Source organism: Chondromyces crocatus, from assembly GCF_001189295.1.
GTDB lineage: Bacteria > Myxococcota_A > Polyangia > Polyangiales > Polyangiaceae > Chondromyces > Chondromyces crocatus.
In genome coordinates this window covers 4119582-4141300 of sequence record NZ_CP012159.1, presented here as the reverse complement: position 1 = coordinate 4141300, position 21719 = coordinate 4119582, and the positions used below count along the sequence as shown (strand labels likewise).

Sequence of the window (21719 nt, the reverse complement as noted above, 5' to 3'; positions counted from 1 at the left end):
CCTACCCCGGGTGCTCGCACCCATCCAGGCTTTCGTCCCTTCTTCCACGCCTCACGGGAACCTTCGCCGCGCCAGCGTTACTCTCACCCCGTGCGCCGCCCTCTGGCCCTCGCCGCCCTCGCCTCGCTCGCGATCCATGCTCTGGGCCTGGCTGGCGTGCGGCCGCGCAGCAGGGCCCACACGGGCAGCGCCACGCCCCCGGACCCCTCCCACGAAGCGCAGACGACCACACCTCCCGCCCCCGCCGCCCGTGCCGGCATCGCCCCCCTCGCCCGCGCCCACGCCACCCGACTCGCGCGGCTCGAGCGCGCCCGACGCGCACGCACCGACCTCGTGGCCCGGGCGCGCTCCGAGCTGACCGCGGGACGCCTGGCCCTCGGCGCGTTCCTGCTCCGCGCCAGCGCCATCGACGCCGACGCCCTCGGCCAGCCCCTCGACCTCGCCGAGGCCGAACAGCGCTACGACGACCGCGTGGGCGCCCTGCGCGAAGCCCTGCGCCATGGCACGCTGCGTGACGCGGTCACCGACGTGTTCGCCGACCTCCGCTACCACGGCCAGCCGGGCGGCTGGATGGCCGACGCGCTGCTCGACGGCGGCGGCTCCTGCGAACAGCTCGCCCAGCTCGTCGCCGCCTCTGCCTACGACGCTGGCGCGCGCCGCACCATCGCCCTCCGGTTCTATGGCGGCATCATGGCCGACGGCGCCGCGCACATCACCCCCGTCTCTCTCGAAGACGTCACCGAGCACGATCTCATGAGCGGCAAGCCCTCGGCTCCCGGAGGAACACGCCTCGCCCCCGAGGACCTCGTCGAAGCCTACGCGCGGGCCCATGACCTCGCCCCGAAGCTCGCCGCATCTCCCGGCATCGCCGCTCCGGGAGCTGGCGACGCGAACGCCGCCAGCGCAACCAGCCTCCCCCCGACGCAGACCCCCCGCCCAACGCTCTTCGCCGGCATGCCACCCAACCAGGACCGCTACCCGGGCGCCCTGCCCCTCTACGCCTCACGGGCCATCGCTCCACCCGACGACAGCGTGGAGGGCATCCCCTTGCTCGGCGAGCAGGCCCGCTCGTGCGCCTACGCCGTCCGCATGGCCGCCCTCGCCCCTCCCGTCATCGACGTCGCCACCAGCCACGGCCTCCTCGCCGCCGAGCCGCGCCGACAGCCCAGCCCTCGACAGCTCGAACGCCAGGCGAGCCTCCTTTCCGACGCCGAAGCCTTGAGCCGCCAGAACGACCTCGCCGATCGCCTCATGGCCTGGGCCTGCCTCGCTGCCCTCGGCCCCTCCACGGCGGTGGACCTCGCGCTCGCCGGGGAGCGCCGCCTCTCCACCACGGCCCTGGAGCGCACCCAGCGCGCTCGCGACGCCGGCCGCGAAGCGCTCGCCGCCGTGCGCTGGGACAGCGTCGAAGGCGCGCAGCTCCAGCAACGGCTCTCCAGCGAGTACGGCGGCCGCACCTGGCTGCTCTTGTTCCTCGACGGCGGCGCGCGCGTCGTTCTCGATCTCGTGGACCGCGGTCACCCCGACGACTGGGGCATGGTGAGCGCCCTGGCTGCCTTGATCCTGTGGCCTCCCACGCGCACCGAAGGCCTCACCCGGGCCGAGCGCCTCCCCCCGCGCGCCCAGATCGACGTGATGCACGAACTCTTCCACGCCCACGACCACCTCCGCCCCTGGGCCTCCAACGTGGCTCTCGCCAGCACGGCGCTGGAGACGCAGCGAACGACGAACACGGCCGGCTCGGGCGCTGCCAGCTCGGACGCTGCCGAGACGGGCACCGATTTCCAGCGGGCTTACCGCGCCTACCGCAGCGCCGCGTTCCGCCTCTGGGAGGCGCAAGGAGGCATTGCAGAGATCCTCGACACGCTGGCCACCGCTGCCCAGCGAGAGCATCTCGACCCGGCCTGGGAAGCAGCGCTGCTGGACTACGTTGGCAGGAACGCGCTCGGGCTCCACTCGATCCGGAGCACAGGGATGGAGGTGGTCCGAGCGCTGAAGCAGGCTGTGCAAAAGAACGGGCACCCCTCGCTCGACTCGCTGAGACGGCAACTCGATTACATCGATACGCAACGCTCGCTCACGGCCACCACCCTCGCGGACGCATCCCGGCTGCACTAGAGCGACGGCAGGGCCCCGAGGCGCAACTGGAGTCGCTTCGCAGTGCGCCAAGGCGCCACTCACCGATTGCCGAGCACCTTCCCCACCCACTCACCGATCCGCTGCACCTCACTCACATCGGGCAGCACCAGCACCCCGAGCACCGCGAGCCCGATGCCCATCAAGGCGCCGCCAGCAATCACGCCGGCGCAGATGGTCTCCGTGTTCTCGGCGCCGAGTACGTACCAGGGCCTCGGACCCGGCACGAGCGGCAGCGCGGCCTCCCCGGGGACGGCAGGCTTCGGCTTCTCCGCTGCGGCCGCCATCCACTTGGCAGCCCGCTGCTGCAACAGCCAGAACCCGAACGACCCCAGGAACATCGCCCAGATGTCGGAGAAGTTCAGCAGGAACGCGAGCCCCAGCGCCACCGCCGACAGCGAGAACCGACCCCTCGACAGGTGCTTCGTCGCCTCGATCAGGATGCCGAGAAGCGCGCCGACCACCACCGCGATCTTCGCCGTCGGGTGCAGGAACGACAGCCCCTTCATCAGGATCTCGGCGACCGCGCGCCAGGTCACCGCGGCGGGCACCGGCATCGCCTCGGTGCCATAGAGGCCGATGTCGCCACGGATGAGCACGAAGTACCAGACCGGCAGCGACAGCGCGAGGCCCGCGAGCCCGCCGAGCACGTGGCCGATGGCCTGGTGGCGCGGCTTGCCGCCGAGCATGTAGCCCGGCTTGATGTCCATCAGCAGGTTCGACGCATTGCTCGCCACCTCGGCGGTGATCGCCGCGCTCATCACGTTGGTGGTGATGTTGCCCGGCGCGAGCAGCCCGTAGGTGAGCTGCGTCAGCTTTCCCAGCGCGCCCGTGGGGGTGATGGCGGTGAGCCCCGTCGAGTTCACCGCGATGAGCGCGAAGACGAACACCAGCGGCACCGCGACGGCGCCGAGCCAGTACGACATCCCGAACCAGGCGTGCCCCAGGAAGATCAGGACCATGGACACGATCGGCACGCCGATCACCGAGACCTTGATCGGCAGCTCGATGTGCTCCAGCACGTCCCGCTTCTCGTCCCCCTTCCGCCAGAGATTGCGGAACGCATCGAGGATGATCTTGGGCTTGGAGAAGAACGAGTAGAGCGACGACGTGGTCATGCAAGCCACGCCGCCCCAGAGCGCCCAGAGCGAGATCTGCCGCAGCCCGTAGCTCCCCCCCGGGCTGGGCACGATGATGCCCTGCTGGATCAGGAGCGGCGCGAGCACGACGTAGTTCAGGATGCCGCCGATCAGCAGCGACACGCCGACCCGGATGCCCATCAGCCCGCCGGTGGCGATGAAGATGATGCTCGTGTCCCAGCGGATGGTCAGCTCGCTCAGCGGCACGCCGCGCAGGGTCGGGGTGATGCCCCACTTCTTCAGCAGCTCGGCAAACCCGCCCGCGTAGAGCACCTCGTCATAGCTGCCGGGGATGCTGTTCGCCCCGAAGAGGAACCGCATCACCTTGCCGTCGCGCAGAAGCTCGATGAAGGCGCTGAGTGCACCCCCGGCCGCGAGGAGCTTGGCCTTGAAGAGGCCCTCTTTCTCGTCGCTCTCGTGGAGCGCGTCCATCACCACGCCCGCGGCCATGCCCTCGGGGAATGGGAGCTGCTCGTCGTTGATGAACCGCTTCTTCAGCGGGAACGCGAACAGAACCCCGAGCAGCGCCAGGCACAGGAGCCACACCACCGCCTGGTACATGGGGATGATGGCCATCGTGACCATCGAGTACGCGGCGAAACTGCTGAACAGCGGCGAGTTCACGTACCCGGCGGAGGTCGCGATGGACTGCATCGCGTTGTTCTCCAGGATGGTCATCTCGCGACCGATTCCGAGACGCGACAGCACCCGGAACACGGCGAAGGCGAGGATCACGCTGGTGATCCCGACGCCCAGGGACCACCCGGTCCGCATGCCGATGTAGAGGTTCGTCAGCGAGAGGAACCCGCCGAGCAGCATGCCCGTGATCGCCGACCGCCAGGTGAGCTGGGGCATGTCCCCGCGGTAGACGTTCTCCAGCCACCACCTGTCCTTCTCTTCGAGGGACATGGACTGGACTTGCTCGGGGGTGAGCTGCTTCAGGGCCACGCGCGTCCTCCAGCGTGGCTTGTACCATCGCGACGGCCTCGTTCGGGCCCAAATCAAGTGGGCCCTTCGGCCCGCGGGTCACTCGTCGTCCTTGCCCGAACTTCCGGCAAACCCGTCTTCGCGGCGCGCGAAGAGAATGTTGAACGTGGTGAGCGTTCCGTAGCAGGCGGTGATGTACGCTTGGAGCTGCACCTTCTCCGCGTCCGTGAGTTTGTCGTGCGCGTTCAGGCGCTGCTCGAGAACCCGCAGCTTGTCGCGGATCATCACGATCTTGTGGAAGAAGGCGTCGAGGGCGATCTTCTTCTCGGCCGTGCCTTCCTTGCCGGGACGGAGCACCACCTCGCCACCTTCCCAGCGCTTCCCCATCTCGGCGGTGCCGTGCCCGAACTCCTCCGAGAGCACCTCCCGCAACACCCTGCGGAACTCCTCGATGTCCATGTCGATGTCGATCTCCGTTGGTAGCGATGGGCGCGGCAGAGGCAGCTGTGCGGCAGAAGTGGTCGACTGCCTGCGCACGACCGCCACCGGCGGGGCTGCGCCCCTCCCCCGCGGCTCCCCCGCAGCGCGCGGACGTGGGGGAGGAGGCGGAGCGCCTCTCGGGCGGTACCGCGCACAGGTCGCCGTCGCCTTGAGCGGCGGTGGAAACACCTCGAGCGCGCACTCGCCGACCTTCCCCAGGGTGGGGTGGTCGTGGACACGGGTGAAGGCCCCGCAGGTGCCGCAACGTCCGGCGAGATCGCTCACTCCGTCGGACTGTACCCTCACCCCTGCCGAGGGTCGAGCCAGTGCAGGAGTATAATGATCCACACCTCCATGCCGGCACCGGGAATCCTCCCTCACCGGGCCCGAACCCAGCTCGCTGATCTTCACTCGGACGACGAAGACATCGTCACATCGCTCGGCATGACCTCCCGCTACCTGCAGGAGAAGATCCTGGCAATCGCCGGCTGGTACATGCGCCGCAACCAGAGGCGCACTGTGCTGTCAAAGGCAATGCGCCTGGGGGCGATCACCTTCGCCGCCCTCGGTGGTGTCGTCGCGCTGCTCTGCGTCCTCGCACTCACCCCTGGCAGACCCGAAATCCAGCACCTGCCCGTCGAGGTCGGTCAGCTCGGCTACGTCGCCTTCGCCCTCGCCGCCGGCTGCATCGTCATCGACCGCGTTTTCTGCCTCTCCACCGGATGGACGCGCCTCATGGGCAGCGCCTTGGCGCTCCAGCGCGCTCTCGCCGAGTTCCAGCTCGACTGGGCCAGGATGCACAGGGAGCTCGGTGGCCAGCCGCCTACCCAGGCGCAGGCCGAGCAGATGCTCCTTCGCCTCGAGGAGCTGCACAGCGCCACTTTCCTGGTGGTCGAGCTGGAGACCCAGATCTGGATGGCCGACCTTCAGAGCAGCCTCACCGCGATCCACCAGTTCGCGAAGATGCGCGCGCACGCCCTCGAAGCCGGTCCCCTCGACGTCATCGTGTCCAGCGGCGCCCTCGCCGACGACGGGCTCGCCCTCTACCTCGACGGAATCCTTTACAGCTACTTCCACGGCACCCGCACGCAGCTCTCCGGCGTGCGCGCAGGCCATCACGTGGTGATGGTCCTCGCGACGATCCGCGGCATCCCCGTGGAGAGCACCGCCACGACCCAGCTCTCCCCAGGCGCCATCGGCACCGTCTCCGTGGCCTTGCCCGTCCCTCACGGGTCGAGCCGGGGCGAGGTATCATGATCCCCACCTCCATGCCGGCACCGGGAAGCCCCCCTTACCTGACCCGAACCCAGTTCGACGATCTCCGCTGGGGCGACGAAGACATCGCCACGTCGCTGGGCGCGATCTCCCGCCACGTGCAGGCGAAGACCCTGGAGACCATCGACTGGTACATGCGCCGCAAGCAGATGCGCGCGGTGCTGTCCCAGGCGATGCGCCTTGGCGCGATCACCTTCGCCGCCATCGGCGGCCTCGTCCCGCTCCTGAGCGCCACCGTGCTCGCCCCCGGGAGAAAGGAGATCGAGCACCTGCCCGTCGAGGTCGGTCAGCTCGGCTACGTCGCCTTCGCCCTCGCCGCCGGCTGCATCGTCATCGATCGGGTCTTCGGCCTCTCCACCGCGTGGATGCGCTTCATGGGCAGCGCCTTCGCGCTCCAGCGCGCGCTCGCCGAGTTCCAGCTCGACTGGGCGATGATGCACATGAAGCTCGGCGGCCAGCCGCCCACCCTGGCGCAGGCCGAGCAGATGCTCCTCCGCCTCAAGGAGCTGCACAGCGCCGTCCTCCTGGTGGTCGAACAGGAAACCCAGAGCTGGATGGCCGAGTTTCAGAGCAGCCTCGACGAGCTCTACCGGGTCGCGAAGATGCGCGCGCACACCCTCGAACCCGGCATCCTCGACGTCGTCGTGCCCAACGGCGCCCTCGCCGACGACGGGCTCGCGCTCTACCTCGACGGCTCTCTGCGCAACCATTTCCACGGCACCCGCACCCAGCTCACCGGCGTCCTGGCGGGCCAGCACGTGGTGATGATCCGAGCGATGATCCGCGGCAACCCCGTGGAGATCACCGGCACGACCATGCTCTCTCCAGGCGCCATCGGCACCGTGTCCGTGACCCTGCCGGTGCCTGACGAGCGGGTCGCCGACCCGTCGACCGAGGAGGGCACGACCCACGAGAAAGGCCGGTCGAGCGTCGTTCCCCCCGACGGTTCCCTCACCAGAGCGCGCGACGCCGAGTAGAGGACCTTCGCCGGTCAGCGCCATCCTGAAGGCCTTTCGTCGGTCAGCGCCAGCCGGTCGGTCAGCGCCAGCCTGGACGACCGACCCCCGCGGCAGCGCGGTAATCCGTGAACAGCGCCGTGACGATGCTCAGCGCGCCCGTGAACACGTGGAGCGCAGCGGCGATCGGATCCTTGCGGTGGTAGCCGAGGACGAAGGGCGCGGCGATCGCCGAGGCCCCCCAGGCGTAGTCGATGACCTCGTGGGCCTCGATGGGGATCACCTTCTCCACGCTCAGCCGGTAGTCGGTCGTCGCCGCGACCCCGATGGCCGACGCTCCGAGCAGCGCCGAGCACACCCGGGCCTCGGGCGTCCTGGCGAAGATCCCGGCGGCCGCCGTGAGGCCGGAGGCGTAGTCCACCACCGAGTGGACGTCCTGCGGGATGACCCGCGCGAGCGGCAGCACCCCGAGCAGCGACCGGGAGGCGATCTCGCGCGACGCCAGCCTGGAGATGCGGCGCTCCAGGCGGTGGACGTCCCGGATCAGCGCGTTCAGCTGGTCCACGAGCGGCGCGACGGGCTCGCTCATGTGCGCCTTGATCTCCGCGATCTCTTCGGACAGGTCGATCGGCCCCAGCAGCTCGCTGTCCGGACCTCCCAGCCGCCCCTCGATGTAACGCAACCGATCCTCCAGCCCACCCAGCGCGCGAGCCATCCCGCCAGCGTGCTGGGTGCGCGTGTGCTGCATCAGGCCGTACGCCGTGCTGATGGCGCTGCGAACGTCTCGCTGAACCTGCTGATCCATGGCGCTCTTCTCCTTGGGTAGGTGTGGGGGGGCCAGGCTCCCGGCCGGCTCGTCTCGTCAGGGGGCTGTCACAGCCCTGACCACCCTGGATTGCTCCGTTCGAGGCATGTGCTCGGGGTCAGCAACCCCAGTGCCAGCCTGGAAAGTGAGCGCGGAGAAGGCGCCTCCTCCCATGCGTCTCCTCGTGAACGGCACGAGGTGGACGGTGCTAGCGCGACGACGGCCTCGGCCATGGGCGACGGCCTCGGCCATGAGGGCCATCAGCCGGCGCGGATGACTCCGCTCAGCCCCCGGGCGGCGCGATCTCGACGACGACCCCGACGTGATCGGAGAAGCCCGTCGTCGTGACGTGCTCTCCGACCCGAAGCTCGAGCGGACGGCGCAACAGATCCTGGTGCGTCACGCCGACGAGACCGCGCAGCAGCACGTGATCGATGAGCGTACCGCGCTGCCCCTGGCCACCCGAGAGCGGGTCGTCGAAGCAGTACGTGCAGCCCGGCGCTCCGGACACGGCGCTCGGGTCCTGGAAGCCCCATGCGAGCAGCCGCTGAAAGTGCCCTGGCAAGCGCGGAGAGATGCGGGGCGCGACCGCTGGCCCCGTGTTGAGGTCGCCGAGGAGGATGACCGGCCCACGCCCCGCCTTGCGCTCGACGAACGCGAGCAGCGCGTCGATCTCACGCCGATGATCCTCCGACCAGCTCCCCCCACCCGGGTGCGGGACGACGCCCACGTCGGCCGTGAGGTGCGTGCAGAAAGCGTGGACCTCCCCGATGGAAGCATCGAGCCGCGCATAGAGCACGCCCCGCCGCGCCAGCGCCGAGGGGAAGACGAGCGCGTCGCGCTCCAGGATCCTGGCGCGGGTCAGCAGCCCGGTGCCGAAGGAACCGCCATAAGCAAAGAAGCCCCCCTGCATCCCGCGCTGGCCAGACGTCGCGTCGCCCACGCAGCCCAGGGAAAGCTCCGCGAAGGACAGGCGGGGATCACGGCCAAGGCAGCTCAGGCAACCACTGGAGACGGTCGGCAGCACGCGCTGACACCGAGCCAGCGCGCAGCGCGCAGCGTCGCGGGCACCTCCACAGGGCGCGGCGCAGGCCGCGAGGCGCCCGAGGTCCTCGGGGGCACAGGTCATGGGACCGCCTGGATCAGGCGGGAGACGGTAGGTGTTCGGCAAGCGCGCCGCGGTGCTCTCGACGAGCCGCTGCCAGTGCTCCTCCAGCCAGAACTCCTGCACGCACAGGAGATCGAGCGGCTCGGTCGCCAGCGCGTGCGCCACGGGCTCGGCCCGCGCCTCGGCGTGGGAGAGGACGCCGACCGCGAGGCCCGCGTTGAACGTCCCCGCACGGAGCGGACCAGGTGCGCGCGCAGGCGCCGGTGCAGCGGCCTCTGGCAACGGAGACTCCGCACGTGCGTCCGCTCGCGGTGGCGCCGGGAAGGATGCCCGGAAGGCGTCGGCGGCTGGTGGCGACGTCCGAGCACCGTCACCGCCGCAGCCGAGCGCGACCAGCAGCGACGCGAGGACAGCCCCCGCACCGACGGCACACTGCAGCGACGTCGGTGCGCGTCGCCGACGAGAAAGAAAGAGCGCCAAGCCGTGGGCTCTAGCAGCAAGGCGAAACCCCGGCACGCGCGCAGCGACACCGCAGGAAGCGGGCTCTCCGCGCTCCTCGATCTTGCAAGATCCAGGGGCGGCCGCGACCGGTCGCCCCGGCGTGGTCCCTCCGCGGGAGAAGCGGTAGCATCCCCCATGCTCTCGCGCGCCCTCGCCCTGCTCCCCGCAGCGCTCCTCGCCGCTTGCGCCGCAGTGCCACCCGATCCGCCCTCGTCCGCCGTGACGCCCACGGCGGTGGCGGCGGTGGCCGTCTCCGAGCCGGTCCCCGTCACGTCCCCCGACCGGCCTCCGCCCATCGAGCCCATCCAGGACGATCTCCCCCTCGCGCTCGCCCGCGCTCGCGAGCAAGGCAAGGCGCTCTTCGTCGATGCCTGGGCCCCCTGGTGCCACACCTGCCTGAGCATGCGGCACTACGTGCTCGGCGATCCTTCGCTGCGCCCCCTCGCCGAACGGCTCGTGTTCACCGAACTCGACACCGATCGCCCCGAAAACGAAGCCTTCGTCGAGCGGTACAAGATGACCGTATGGCCCACTTTCTTCGTGCTCGACCCCGCCGACGGACAGGTCACGGCCCTCTGGTCCGGCGCCGCCTCGGTCAGCGAGCTGCGCACGTTCCTGGAAGAGGGGTCTCGCGCGGTCGCCGATCGCACGGCCGCCTCCCTGCCCGCCGATCACCCCGATCGGCTCCTGGTCGAAGCCCGCCGCGCGCAGGCCGCCGGAGACTACGCGGCCGCCGCCGCAGCGTACGCACGCGCCCTCGACCGAGGCGGGCCGAGCTTCTCGCGGCGGAGCGAAGCCATCTACGGCCGCCTCCAGTCGCTCTACCGCAGCAAGGACCACGCGACCTGCGCCCGCTTCGGCCGCGAGCACCTCGCCGAAATCAAGGGCGCTGCGCAGCCCGCCGACTTCACCGGCTTCCTCTTGAGCTGCGCTGGTGCCTTGCCCGCCGACGCGGCCGCCGAGCAGCGCCTCGCGCGCGAGGCCGCCATCGCTCGCCTCCGCGCCCTCACCCGCGAGCCGCCCCAGGGCTCGACCCCCGACGACCGCGCCGACGCGCTGGGCATCCTCGCCGGTGCCCTCCAGGACACCGGCGACACCGCCGGGGCGCGGCAAGCGCAGGAGGCGCGGCTCGCCATCCTGGAGCAGGCCGCGCGCGAGGCGAAGTCGCCCGAGATGGCTGCCACCCACGACTACGCGCGGGCGCTCACCTACCTGGAACTCGGCCGCGGCGACGAGGCCATCGCCATGCTGACCGAGCGTGAGCGCCAGCTCCCCACACTCTACGAACCCCCGGCGCGCCTCGCGCAGGCGCTCTCCAAGCTCGGCCGCAACGACGAGGCCCTCGCCGCCGTGGACCGGGCCCTGTCCCGCTCCTACGGTCCACGCCGCACCGGCTACCTGAAGCTCAAGGCCCAGATCCAGGGCAAGCTCGGCGACACCAGGGGCGAGACCGCGACCTTGCGGGAAGAAGTGGCCGCCCACGAAGCGCTGGCCCCTGCCCTGCGGCGCGACGAAGCGCTCGCCGACGCCAAGCGCCGCCTCGCCGAAGCCGAGAAGAACGCCGGCGCCAAGCAGCGCCCCACCCCCAAGCGCAACTGACCTCGGACAGAGCCCTCGTGCCGTGGATGCCCGAGGGCCAGCGCCCCCGGTCGACGCGCCGGTTCACCGAAGCCCTGAGCCCAGTCGGCAATCCCCCCACGAGGCCTCGCTGCATCGCTGCGGCAGCCCGCCACGAGACCTCGTCGTCCCTCTCAGCGCAGCGAGCGTCGCCTCACGAGGTCCTCCCCCAGCGGTCGCACCTCGCGCAGCCTCCGCGAGATCGCCTCTCGATCGAGCCGAGCCGCCCCGACGCCCACCGCGCGCGACGCCGCATCGTTCCTCTGCGGAGGCCCATCCCCCCAGGCATCCTCGGTCCCGAACAGGATCATGGATAGCTCTTCGGACAGCTCGAAATCGATCGGCGGCAGCTCGTCGACGCACGACGTATCGGGTGCAGCGCCAGGATCCTTCAGGAAGTCGAAGGTGAGCGCTGCACCACACGAGAGCGTGGCGGACGCAGGGGACGGCATGAGCAACACCCCGTGCACCATCCGCGGGATGGCCACGAACGTCTGCCCTGGCCCCCGCAGCCGCTCTCCGGCCACGCGCGCCGTTTCGATGGGCGTCTGCGGATCCATCGTCCCGTTCAGCATCAGGATGGGCACGTCGGTCTCCGGCCAGCGGTCCACGAACTCATCGCGCGCGTAGCGCGGCCACACCTCGTTCACGTCGGCGAACCACGGACCGAGATCAGGACTGAAGAGCGCCGCGTCCGCACGCGCCTGGAGCGTCTCGTTGCTCGGCGTCGGAACCTCCCACAGCTCCGAGAGGGAGACATGGTTCTGCAAGATCTGAGAGAAGCCACGACCCTCGGCAGGTTCCCCGAACAGGTAGGAGTACAGGTGCCCGAGCGCAGCCTGGTCCGCCGCATTGCAACGCAGCATCCGGTGGATGGTCGGCATGATCGCCCGTCGACTCACGATCCCCCGGACCAGGAACGCGAGGGTGCTGCGCACCAGCGGCCGGTCCAGCCCCAGCAGCCCGCAATGCCCCGCGTCGAGCTGCTCGTACAGCGTCTCGATGCGCGCCCACGGGTCATCCCCCAGCCGCGCCGCGCAGGCGGGATCCGCAGCACACGCCGCCGCGACCTCGCGGCCCACGGGATCGTACTGCTCGTCGAAGCGCGACAGATGCTGCACCCCGGGCGACACCACCGAGTCGAGCACCACCGCCGTCGGCTGCTCGGGGAAGAGCTGCAGGTAGCGGAGTGCCCAGTACGTCCCGTAGGACACCCCCCACACCATCGCGCGCTGCTCGGGTGCTCGCGTACGCGCGATCAGCGCCCCGAGATCCCGCGCGGCCTCGCTCGTCGTGAACGCCGACAGGCCGTCCCCCCACGTCTCGTCGAGGTGCTGGAAGCACCCCTCCCATTCCGTCGCCAGGATCCCCGCGCCCCCCGGAGATCCCGCAGACTCGGCCGGGCACGTGAGGCGCGCCGACTGTCCGACCCCCCGGTGGTCGAGGGTGTAGATGTCGAAGTCGGGCAGGTACTCCGCCATGACGTCGATGATCTCGTAGAAATCCGCCCCCGAGCCCCCCGGCCCGCCGTTCAGCAACCAGAGCTGCGTCGCATCCGGACGCCCCGAGGCACGACGCGCCACGAAGACTGGCAGCTTCTCCCCATCGGGTCGATCGTGGTGGAGCGGCAGTTCCACCGTCGCGCACTCCGTCTGGAAGAACGCGGGACAGGCACCCCAGGCGATGGTCTCCGGCTCGTTCGCGAGCGGCGGTGTCGGCCGTGGCTCGGCTTCCTCCTTGTCCTCTGCACATCCCGTCCCCATGGCGACGCACGCCATCGAGACCATCACGCCCAGCCAGTGTCTCGCCCCGGTCCTGACCATCCCCTCACCTCCCGCCTTGCGACGTCGACCGCATGCAACGACCGCGTGCAGCGCATATTTCGGGCACCCGCTCTTCTCGAGTAGCCGCGTTCTCATCCGGCAATCAGCATGCCACCGCGGCGACGGGTCGAATCGCGGTGCTTCGAGGAAACGCGTGCGTTCCACGACGGCAAGAGACCACCATCACCGCAAGAAAATTGACGGCGCTGTCCAGCGGCGATGGCCAGCGCGGCGCTCCGCCTTCCACGACGAACGGGCGCCGAACCACGACGGATGGACGCCTAGACGACGACGGATGGACGCCTAGACGACGGATGCGTCTCGGCCCTCGACGTCAGGTCGAGCGCGGGAAGATCAGCACGAAGGATCCAGGTGCCGGGTTGAAGAGCACCGTCTTGTCGGGATGCGCGTCACGGTTGAAGTGAGCATGCCAGGGCAACGCCTTCCAGGAGTCGGTGTCCCGGATGAACTCGCGAACGATGATGTCGAGTTCGACGTACTTCCCGCCGGTATGGGCCTGGAGATCAGGCCCGAAGCTCCAGCTCTCGCGGCCGGGCGCTGGCGCGAGATCGTTGTGCATCGCCCCGCCATACGCGACCACCAGCTTGCCGACGTAGGACTTCAGCCCGAGCAGCTCCTTGACCTTCTCCGCGGTCAGGCGCGCGATCATTTCCAGCATCTGCGCGATGCCATTCGGCCCGGCGCGCAGGATCGTGTCGTACTCGGCGCAGGAGGGGCGGAGGACGTCAGGGGAGATGCCGAGGCGCTTCGCTTCGTGACCGAGGGTGACGAACTCGTTCTGGTTCTCCTGGGCTTGACTCTGGGTGACCGCCTTCTGCTCCTCCTGCACCTTTGCCACCTTCTTCTGGTTGCAGCGAGGGTCCGCCGTCCACAGCTCGACGATCAGATCCGAAGCCTTCCCTGCGAGCATGGGCAGGAAGGTCTCCGTGAAGCGCTTCGTCGCCGAGGGGATGCCCTCGCTGCCCTGCTGAGCGTGCGACTCGCCGATGGCGAGCACCTTGGGCGAGGTCGCGAGCACGTGGGCGAAGGCCTGCTCCGGAGAGTCGAACAGGAGGCACCCCAGCGCACCACACCCGACAGGGCCAGGCGGCGCGGGCGGCGCGGCAGGTGTCGACGAGGCCGCGACCGGTGCCTGCGCTGCGGAGGCACCGTCCGACGAGGTGACCGCCGGAGACGCGGCCGCCATCGGCACAGACGCGCCACTGGCCGCCGGAGGTGGGCTCGCACAGGAGGCCAGGAAGAGGGGCATCGCGAGCAACATCGAAGGCATGCGCATGGCTGGATCCTACCTGAACCGATCGACCGCATCCTCGCCCTGACGGGCGCGCGTGAAGATTCCAGACGATGGACAGCGCGCCCGCCCGAAGCTTGGGTCGAGCGCCGCGCCCCCCACGATTCGACGGCGAATGCCATGGCGCGCGAGAAACGGATCTTCTCGGAACCTTCATCGCTTCACGGTGTCTCACGCGCTCCCCGTGCTGCACGGGGTCTCACGCCTCGCCCGTGCTCCTCGTTGTCGGCCCTGCTCCTCGTTGCCCGACCCGCCTCACGCTGGCTCACGACGTGCCCTGCTTTCTAGCTGCCTGCCCTGCTTCAGCGTGGCTCGCGACACGCCTGGCATCTTCTCGTTGCCTGCCCAGCTTTCTCGTCGCCTGCCCTGCTCCTCGTGGTACGGGGAACGCTGCCCGGATGGGTCGGGCGAGAGGATCACTCGTGAACGACGGCCCCAGTAGCACCCCAGCTCACCAGCCGTAGGCGTCCGGGTCGCGCGCTGCGCCTCGGAACGCCGAGGAGTAGCCATGAACAGGTTCGAGAATCCACGCTCCGAGAGACTGCTCGCGGAGGGGACGAAGAGAGCTTTCGTGTCGGCGCCCGACACGAAAGCTGGTGCGGCGATCGCGCCCGTCGTCACGGAGGCGCTGTGAAGCTGCGGAGGCCCAGCGCGGCAGCGTGCGTGGTGGCAGCCCTCTTCGTCGCCTCTCCGGCCCACGCGATCCGCCCTTTCATCACCGACGACGCGCGGGTGGTCGGCGACAAGCTCGCTCAGCTCGAGATGTGGATGCTGCTCGATCGGCGCGTGCTCGAACACAACGTGCTCGTTGCCATCGGCCCCACCGACTGGCTGGAGCTGACCGCTGGGTTCACGCACGGCGGAGTCCACACGGGACCCGAGCGCGGGTACTCCATCACCGGCCCGATCCTGCAGGGCAAAGCGCTCGTCCTCCCGGCACGCGACAATGGCTGGCCCGGCCTCGCCATCTCCATCGGGGGGCTGCCCCCGCTCGGGCATGGCGCCTTCACCCCTCCGGGCTGGAGCGGGTTCGCGTATGCCGCGGTCACCGAGTCGCTCTTCGAAGAGGGGCTTCTCCTTCACGCCAACGTCGGCATCTCCATCGGAGACGATGGCGCCAGCACGTCGAGCCACGGCGTCGAAGGCGCCGACGGCCGCCTGCGCACCCTCGTCACCGCGGGCTTCGGCCTCCAGGCCCGTATCGCCTTCGGCCTTCATGGCGTCGCGGAGATCTACCGCGGCGATCCCTACGACCCGCGCACGGACTTCCCGGCCATGCAGGCAGGCTTCCGCTACATCTTCAGCGACCAGGTGCAGGTCGATGGCACGGTGGGAAGCACGCTGACGGCGGTGCGCGGAGCCGGTGGTCATGCTCAGTCCGAGCAGTGGGGAACGATCGGGCTGCGCCTGGTCACGCCCGAACTCTGGTGACGTCGTCTCCTGAGATCGTCTTCTTCGGAGACGCTTTCTTCGGAGACGCTGCCAGGAGTCCGCGTCCTCGGGAACTCAGCTGCGAGGCGGCCCGCGCCGAGCCGATGAATTCATTGCGCCGAATCGAGGCCGGACGAGAAACACCTCGTCGAAAATCAATGACGGCAACGCATCGAGGGCTCCGTTCGATGACGGCAACGCATCGAGGGTTTGGATCGATCGAGCTTGGATTTCGGTCGCGCGGCAGTGACCTGCGGCGCAGCTCGCAGACGCACCAGCTCGTGCATCCCAGTCACAACGCAAGGAGCCGTATCGAGCCCAGTTCATGCGGCCGGATGAACGACTGAGACGTCCGAGCAGCCGAAATCCGTGTTGAGGTGACGGACGAGGGCAGGGCGTGAGATGCGCTCGTCGTCGATGGAGGTCTGTCGCCGACGTCGAGCCGGCATACGGCCCTCACAATAACAGTGTGACGAATCACATTTGACACCGGAGGGCACGACCCCCAACCTCATCGGCCGCGTCCCCCCTGGCCATCGTCCACGACATCACGACGCCTTGGCCACGACCCCTTCGTCCATCGCGCACGACACCCTGACCCCTCGGCCACGACCCCTCTGGCCATCGACCCCCCCTCCCGACCCCCTCGCCACGACCCCTCTGGCCATCGAGCGCGACACCCTGACCCCTCGGCCGCGACCCCTCTGGCCATCGCGCACGACACCCTGACCCCTCAGCCACGACCCCTCTGGCCATCGACCCCCCCCCTCCCGACCCCCTGGCCGCGACCCCTCTGGCCATCGCACGCGACCCCCTGACCCCTCGGCTGCGACCCTTCTGGCCATCGACCCCCCCCTCCCGACCCCCTGGCCACGACCCCTCCGGCCATCGCGCGCGACCCCCTGACCCCTCAGCCACGACCCCTCTGGCCATCGCGCGCGATACCCTGACCCCTCGGCCACGACCCCTCTGGCCATCGGGCACGACACCCTGGCCCCTCGGCCCCAATGGCCTCAAGAGCTGGTCAACGGTGACTTTGGGTGGTCAAAGTTGAGGACTGGACGGAACTTCGCGCGGTCACGCCCTCCACAGCGCTCCCGGAAGCGCGGGGATGGCATCTCGCGAGGAGGGGGCGACGAGGAGGGGGGCGACGAGTAGGTTCCGTCGACAGCCGATGACGACCTGGATCCGTCAAGTCTGCGAAGCGAACGGCATCGACATCCACTACCTCCGAACCGGAGGCGCCAAGCCTCCTGTCGTTCTGCTCCATGGCTTGATGGGGAGCGGCGCCTGCTGGACCCCCCTGGCCCGCGCGCTCGAAGGGGAGTTCGACGTCGTCATGCCCGACGCGAGAGGGCATGGCGGCTCGAGCGCTCCGCACGACGGCTACCGATACGACGATCTCGCGAGCGATGTCGTGGGCCTCCTTGGTGCCCTGGGGCTCTCGCGTCCGATTCTGCTCGGCCACTCGATGGGCGGCATGACCGCCGCGGTGGTGGCAAGTCGAGGAGGGGGACTCCTCCGGGGCCTCGTCCTGGTCGACCCGACGTTCTTGAGCCCCGAGCGCCAGTGCGAGGTTCACGAGAGCGACGTCGCCGAGCAGCACCGTCAGGTTCTCGGTCTCCAGAAGGTTGACCTCGTCGCGGCGGCCCGAGCCCGGCACCCGCACCGCTCGCCCGAGCTCGTCGAGCTCCAGGCCGAGGCCAGGCTGAAGACCTGCATGGCCGCCTTCGACGTGCTCACGCCACCCAACCCCGCGTACCGTGACGTGGTGAGCGCGATCGACGTCCCGAGCTTGCTCGTCATCGGCGACAGCCCCGTCGTCACGCTCGAGATGGCGACGGAGCTGCGCGCCCTCAACCCGCGCTTGCAGGTCGAGCAGATCCAAAACGCCGGTCACGGCCTTCCGTTTGAACAACCCGAGCGCCTCGGGGAGGTGGTCGCGTCGTTCCTGCGTGAGCTGGCGTAGCGCACGAGACCCCTGCCCCCCTGGGCCACGACCCTCCTGCCCCCTGGGGCACGACATCTCGACCACTCCGGGAGCGCCCTTCAACTCGGGGAGGTGACCTCCGGCATCGGAGCGGGACTGGCTGAAACCGAGGGGGCAGGGACGATGCGGGCGCAATACATCGGACTCACCGAGCGGCTGCGCGTGAGCTACTGGTTCATCCCTTCGGTGATGTCGGTGATGGCCATCGTCCTGGCCGGGACGATGCTCGAACTCGACAGCCATTTCGGGTCGGACTGGATGGACGATTTCGGGTGGCTCTATGCAGCCCGCCCGGATGGAGCGCGGCACGTGCTCTCGGCACTGGGTGGTTCGATGCTCACCGTCGCGGGCACGGTCTTCTCGGTGACCATTGCGACGGTGGTCACGGCGTCAGGGCAATACGGTCCGCGCTTGATCAACAATTTCATGAGCGATCGCGGCAATCAGGTGACGCTCGGAACGTTCCTCGCGACCTATCTCTACAGCCTGATGGTGCTGCGCACGATTCACGGCGCAGCCGAGTCCACCGCCGACATGAGGATGCGCGCGACGAGCGGGTTCGTACCCAACCTGGCCCTCCTGGTCGGCGTCGTGCTCGCCATCTGCTCCATCGGGGTCTTGATCTTCTTCATTCACCACGTGCCGAGCCACATCCAGATCAACCACGTCATCGCGCAGATCGGTCGACGTCTGGTCGGTCATCTCGACGAGGTCTTTCCGGGTCGCGTCCGCGGAGGGGAAGGCGTGACGGCTGCGACCGAGGACGTCGACGCGCGCTTGCCGCCCGTCTTCCGTCAGGAAGGCGAAGCGATGGCGGGAGAGGCGACGGCCATCTCGGTCGCGGAGACGGGCTACCTCCAGGTGATCGAGACGGGTTCGCTCGTGAAGGTCGCCACCGAGCGCGATGTGGTGCTGCGGCTTCTGCACCAGCCGGGGGACTACGTGCAGGCAGGGCGCGGGCTCGTCGAGGTGTGGCCGCCGGAGCGTGTCGATGAGGGGCTGCGACGCGCGCTGCGGCGGTGCTTCGTGCTCGGGGGGCGGCGGATCGCGGTCCATGATCTCGGGTTCCTCGTCGACGAGCTGGTCGAGATCGCCGCCCGCGCGCTGTCGCCCGGGGTGAACGATCCGTTCACCGCCATGAGCTGTCTCGACTGGCTCGGCGCGGCGATGTCGAAGCTCGCTGGGCGGGCGATGCCCGATCCGGTGCGCGTGGATCGACACGGCGCCGCGCGGCTCGTGGCCCGCCCGGTGAGCTTCGCGTCCTGCCTTTCGCGCTCGTTCGGGCGGATGCGGCTCTACGGGTGCAAGGACACGCTCGTGGTGCTCCACTTCCTGAGCGCTCTCGGGGAAGTGGTGAAGCAATGCGACGACCCGGCACGGCTCGACCTGGTCGAGGACGAGGCGAGGCGGATGGTGGAGAGCGCGACGCCAGCGCTGTCCGAGGCATCGGTCGAGGAGGTGCAAAGACGGATGGTGGCGCTACGGGGCGAGATCGCGGCGGCGCGCGCGGGTCGGTAGCTGCACCCTGCGGGGAGGGGGGACTGCCATGCCCATGGAACGGACGGGTTTCACGACCGCCGCGAACGGTTTTCGGTTCGCCAATGCGTTCACCACGACGCTGGTGCAACCCCAGGGGGTTCAGGTCCCAGGGGTCCCGGGCCTCGGCGTCACGACACCGCCGCTGATGCTGCACGGGCTTTGTGGTGGGATGTCGTTCGCAGCCCTCGACTACTACTTCTCGGGCATCCCGGTGCCCTCTCACGAGGCGAGCGACTACGTCACGCCACCGGGGGTTCCGGCCCAGGGCTCGCGGCTGCACACGCTCATCTACCAGCGGCATCTCGACTCGTTGAACCTGGGTCCTTCGCTCCAGCAGGTCCTCGGCGGCGATCCGTACAACCTGACGACGTACGCAGAGCTGTTGCTCACCCCCGAGGTGCTGCGTCCGGTGACGTTCGGCGCCAGGCTCGCCGCCGAGGTGGCGTACGTGATCGCTTCGGTGCGCGCCGGTCAGCCCGTCCCGCTGGGGTTGGTGGCTGCTGGTGGTCTCGCCAGCGCGACGCAGTGTCACCAGGTCGTGGCCACGGGCTTCGACGACGTCTCAGCGACGACCACGAACATCTTCGTCTATGACAACCGGTATCCAGGCCGAGAGGCGATCCTCGTCGTCACGCCAGGCGCGGCGAGCTGCTCGCTGGAGGTACCAGGTCGTGCGGCAGAGCCCTGGGTGGTGTTCTTCGTGGAGCACTACGCGGCCGTGACGCCGGGTTATCTCGACTTCGAGCTCGCTCAGGGCCTCACGGTGAGCCCCGTCCAGCCCGCGAGTTCGAGGCGCTTCAAGGCCGAGATGGTGGTGGTGAACTCGGGAGAGGCCAGCGCGCATGGGCTCGCGCTGCGGCTGGTGGTCGAGCCGAGCAGCGCGGGAGGGCAGTCGGTCAGCATCCCCGCCGACGTCCTCGGGACGGTGCCTCCAGGCCAGGCCATCGTTTTCGACCACGAGGTGGAGTTCCCCGGCGCGATGGCGGGAGCGCAGGTCACGGTGCGCCCTTCCACGACGTTCCGGACTCCGAGTGGCGCCGTCGTCGATCGGCTCGTTCCGGCCCGGCAGCCGGGGACGCGCGATCTCGTGCAGGTCGAGGTTCCACGCGAGGTCTGATCTGCGGGAGGCTTCAGCGGCAGACGGTGCCGTCGGCGGGGGGGACGCCCTCGATGAGGTAGCGGGTCACGGCGTCGTCGATGCAGGTGTTGCCCTTGAGGAAGGCTGCGTGGCCCTGGCCGTCGCGCGAGAGGAGGACGCCGGAGCTGAGCTGCGCGGCGAGGGACTCGGCCCAGGCATGCGGGGTGGCAGGGTCACGGGTGGTGCCGACGACGAGGATCGGGGGAGCGCCGTCGGCGTGGATGGGTGCAGCAGGGCGCCAGGGCTGGACCGGCCAGCGGGCGGAGGGGAACGCGGTGTAGGGGAAGTAGACGCCGAGACGAGGGGCGGAGACGGAGAGCTCATCGACGAGGGCGTCGTAGGTCGCCTGCTCTCGGGCGAACGGGGTGTCGAGGGAGGTGACGGCGTAGTAGACCTCGAGGCCGTTGCCGTAGGTGCCCTCGGATTCGCGCTCCAGGTAGCCGTCGGCGAGGGCGAGCAGGCCAGCACCGTCGCCGTCGGCGGCGAGGGCCAGGGCGCGCGCGAGCTGGCGCCAGCCGTTGGGGCCGTAGAGCGCAGCAGAGACGCCGTAGGCGAACTCGCCAGGACCGAGCGTGCGGGTGCCGTCGCGGGAGGCAGGCATGCGCTCGCTCTCCAGGGAGGCCTGGATGGCGTCGTAGGCCGCCTCGGGATCGCCGTCCGCGTGGAAGGCGCACTCGGTGTCGGCGGCGCAGTCGGCGAGGAAGTCGTCGAGCTGCTGCTCGAAGGCGCGGCCTTGCGCGGTGATCCAGGCCTCACCGGTGAGGGTGGGGTCGATGGCGGCGTCGAGCACGAGGGCGCGGACGTTCTGTGGGAAGCGGTCGGCATAGACGGCGCCGAGAAGGGTGCCGTACGAGAAGCCGAGGAAGGTGAGGCGGTCGTCGCCGAGGGTCTGCCGGACGAGGTCGAGGTCGCGGGCGACGCTGTCGGTGCCCATGTGCGGGAGGAGGTCGCCGCTGCGGGCGCTGCATCCGTCGACGAGGGCGTCGGTGGCGTCGGCGAGGGCTTTCCGGGCGGCGTCGTCGTTCGGGGTGAGGTCGAGGGCGGCGTAGGCGCCGAGGTCGTCGGTGCAGTCGACGCCTGGCGCGCTGTCGTTCGAGCCGCGTGGGTCGAAGCCCACGATGTCGAAGTGCGCGCGGAGGGCCGCCGGGAGGCGCTCGGCGCGGGCCTTGACCCAGGAGACGCCAGAGCTCCAGGGGCCGCCCGGGTTGATGATGAGGGAGCCGAGGCGGGCGTCGTAGCGGTCGGCGCGCCGGCGTACGAGCGGGAGGGCGACGGTGGGGCCGCCAGGGGCGTCGTGGTCGAGGGGGACGTCGAGGGTGAGGCACTCGAAGCCGCCACCGCAGGACTCCCACACGCCAGGGGGGCCATCGGCGCCGCTGCACGCTGCGACGAGCAAGGAGGCGGTGAGCCCGACGAGGAGGCGCGCGGGGGAGGGTCGAGGGGCGGCCACGAGGGCCATGGTAGCGTCGCCGACGGTCGTCGACGACCGTCGCAAGGGGCGCGGGAGGGGGAGAGAGGCGCAGGTCTCCGGAGAGCGAGCGG

The 21719-nt window shown here is 69.8% G+C and carries 16 protein-coding genes; 9 read left to right on the top strand and 7 right to left on the bottom strand.

Annotation, left to right across the window (positions count from 1 at the left end; genetic code table 11):
- Positions 1 to 90 precede the first annotated feature (90 nt).
- Complete coding sequence (locus tag CMC5_RS15360) at positions 91 to 2118, top strand: hypothetical protein (protein ID WP_050431138.1); 2028 nt, start codon at positions 91 to 93, stop codon at positions 2116 to 2118.
- 59 nt (positions 2119 to 2177) lie between these two features.
- Here the strand turns inward: CMC5_RS15360 and CMC5_RS15355 are convergent, their stop codons facing one another.
- Both CMC5_RS15355 and CMC5_RS15350 read right to left on the bottom strand, forming a co-directional pair.
- The gene (locus CMC5_RS15355) at positions 2178 to 4223 is read right to left on the bottom strand and encodes an OPT family oligopeptide transporter (protein WP_050431137.1); all 2046 of its coding nucleotides are present in this window, start codon (positions 4221 to 4223) and stop codon (positions 2178 to 2180) included.
- Between the two features lie 78 nt (positions 4224 to 4301).
- Positions 4302 to 4967: a hypothetical protein gene (locus CMC5_RS15350; protein ID WP_050431136.1), complete on the bottom strand. Its 666-nt coding sequence runs from the start codon at positions 4965 to 4967 to the stop codon at positions 4302 to 4304.
- A gap of 69 nt (positions 4968 to 5036) precedes the next feature.
- Here CMC5_RS15350 and CMC5_RS15345 point away from each other — a divergent pair, with 69 nt between their 5' ends.
- Together CMC5_RS15345 and CMC5_RS15340 are read left to right on the top strand one after the other, a co-directional pair.
- Positions 5037 to 5939, top strand: coding sequence for an SLATT domain-containing protein (locus CMC5_RS15345; protein ID WP_169796551.1), 903 nt, complete (start codon positions 5037 to 5039; stop codon positions 5937 to 5939).
- Complete coding sequence (locus tag CMC5_RS15340) at positions 5936 to 6934, top strand: SLATT domain-containing protein (protein WP_050431134.1); 999 nt, start codon at positions 5936 to 5938, stop codon at positions 6932 to 6934. Before CMC5_RS15345 ends, CMC5_RS15340 begins: the two co-directional genes overlap by 4 nt.
- Positions 6935 to 6995: 61 nt before the next feature.
- Here CMC5_RS15340 and CMC5_RS44530 read toward each other — a convergent pair whose 3' ends face one another.
- On the bottom strand, positions 6996 to 7718 hold the full coding sequence (locus tag CMC5_RS44530; RefSeq protein WP_156338614.1) for an SPW repeat domain-containing protein: 723 nt from the start codon (positions 7716 to 7718) through the stop codon (positions 6996 to 6998).
- 283 nt (positions 7719 to 8001) lie between these two features.
- On the bottom strand, positions 8002 to 9306 hold the full coding sequence (locus tag CMC5_RS15330; RefSeq protein ID WP_050431133.1) for an endonuclease/exonuclease/phosphatase family protein: 1305 nt from the start codon (positions 9304 to 9306) through the stop codon (positions 8002 to 8004).
- Positions 9307 to 9462: 156 nt separating this feature from the next.
- On the opposite strand from CMC5_RS15330, the gene CMC5_RS15325 reads away from it, so the two are divergent.
- Positions 9463 to 10926, top strand: coding sequence for a thioredoxin family protein (locus tag CMC5_RS15325; RefSeq protein WP_050431132.1), 1464 nt, complete (start codon positions 9463 to 9465; stop codon positions 10924 to 10926).
- Between the two features lie 152 nt (positions 10927 to 11078).
- Here the strand turns inward: CMC5_RS15325 and CMC5_RS15320 are convergent, their stop codons facing one another.
- Positions 11079 to 12863: an alpha/beta fold hydrolase gene (locus CMC5_RS15320; protein WP_082362509.1), complete on the bottom strand. Its 1785-nt coding sequence runs from the start codon at positions 12861 to 12863 to the stop codon at positions 11079 to 11081.
- Between the two features lie 238 nt (positions 12864 to 13101).
- Positions 13102 to 14064, bottom strand: coding sequence for a hypothetical protein (locus CMC5_RS15315; RefSeq protein ID WP_245678449.1), 963 nt, complete (start codon positions 14062 to 14064; stop codon positions 13102 to 13104).
- Between the two features lie 523 nt (positions 14065 to 14587).
- Here CMC5_RS15315 and CMC5_RS48500 point away from each other — a divergent pair.
- The 5 genes from CMC5_RS48500 to CMC5_RS15295 all read left to right on the top strand — a co-directional run bounded on the left by CMC5_RS48500 (position 14588) and on the right by CMC5_RS15295 (position 20156).
- The gene (locus CMC5_RS48500) at positions 14588 to 14713 is read left to right on the top strand and encodes a hypothetical protein (protein WP_281180861.1); all 126 of its coding nucleotides are present in this window, start codon (positions 14588 to 14590) and stop codon (positions 14711 to 14713) included.
- The gene (locus CMC5_RS15310; RefSeq protein ID WP_050431130.1) at positions 14710 to 15510 is read left to right on the top strand and encodes a hypothetical protein; all 801 of its coding nucleotides are present in this window, start codon (positions 14710 to 14712) and stop codon (positions 15508 to 15510) included. The genes CMC5_RS48500 and CMC5_RS15310 overlap by 4 nt, the downstream gene beginning before the upstream one ends.
- A 1174-nt stretch (positions 15511 to 16684) precedes the next feature.
- On the top strand, positions 16685 to 17479 hold the full coding sequence (locus CMC5_RS15305; RefSeq protein WP_050431129.1) for an alpha/beta fold hydrolase: 795 nt from the start codon (positions 16685 to 16687) through the stop codon (positions 17477 to 17479).
- Between the two features lie 144 nt (positions 17480 to 17623).
- Complete coding sequence (locus CMC5_RS15300) at positions 17624 to 19018, top strand: DUF2254 domain-containing protein (protein WP_050431128.1); 1395 nt, start codon at positions 17624 to 17626, stop codon at positions 19016 to 19018.
- A gap of 34 nt (positions 19019 to 19052) precedes the next feature.
- Positions 19053 to 20156: a hypothetical protein gene (locus CMC5_RS15295; protein ID WP_169796550.1), complete on the top strand. Its 1104-nt coding sequence runs from the start codon at positions 19053 to 19055 to the stop codon at positions 20154 to 20156.
- Between the two features lie 13 nt (positions 20157 to 20169).
- Here the strand turns inward: CMC5_RS15295 and CMC5_RS15290 are convergent, their stop codons facing one another.
- Entirely contained in the window at positions 20170 to 21627 is a 1458-nt protein-coding gene (locus CMC5_RS15290; RefSeq protein WP_218920269.1) for an alpha/beta hydrolase, read from the bottom strand.
- Positions 21628 to 21719: the final 92 nt, after the last annotated feature.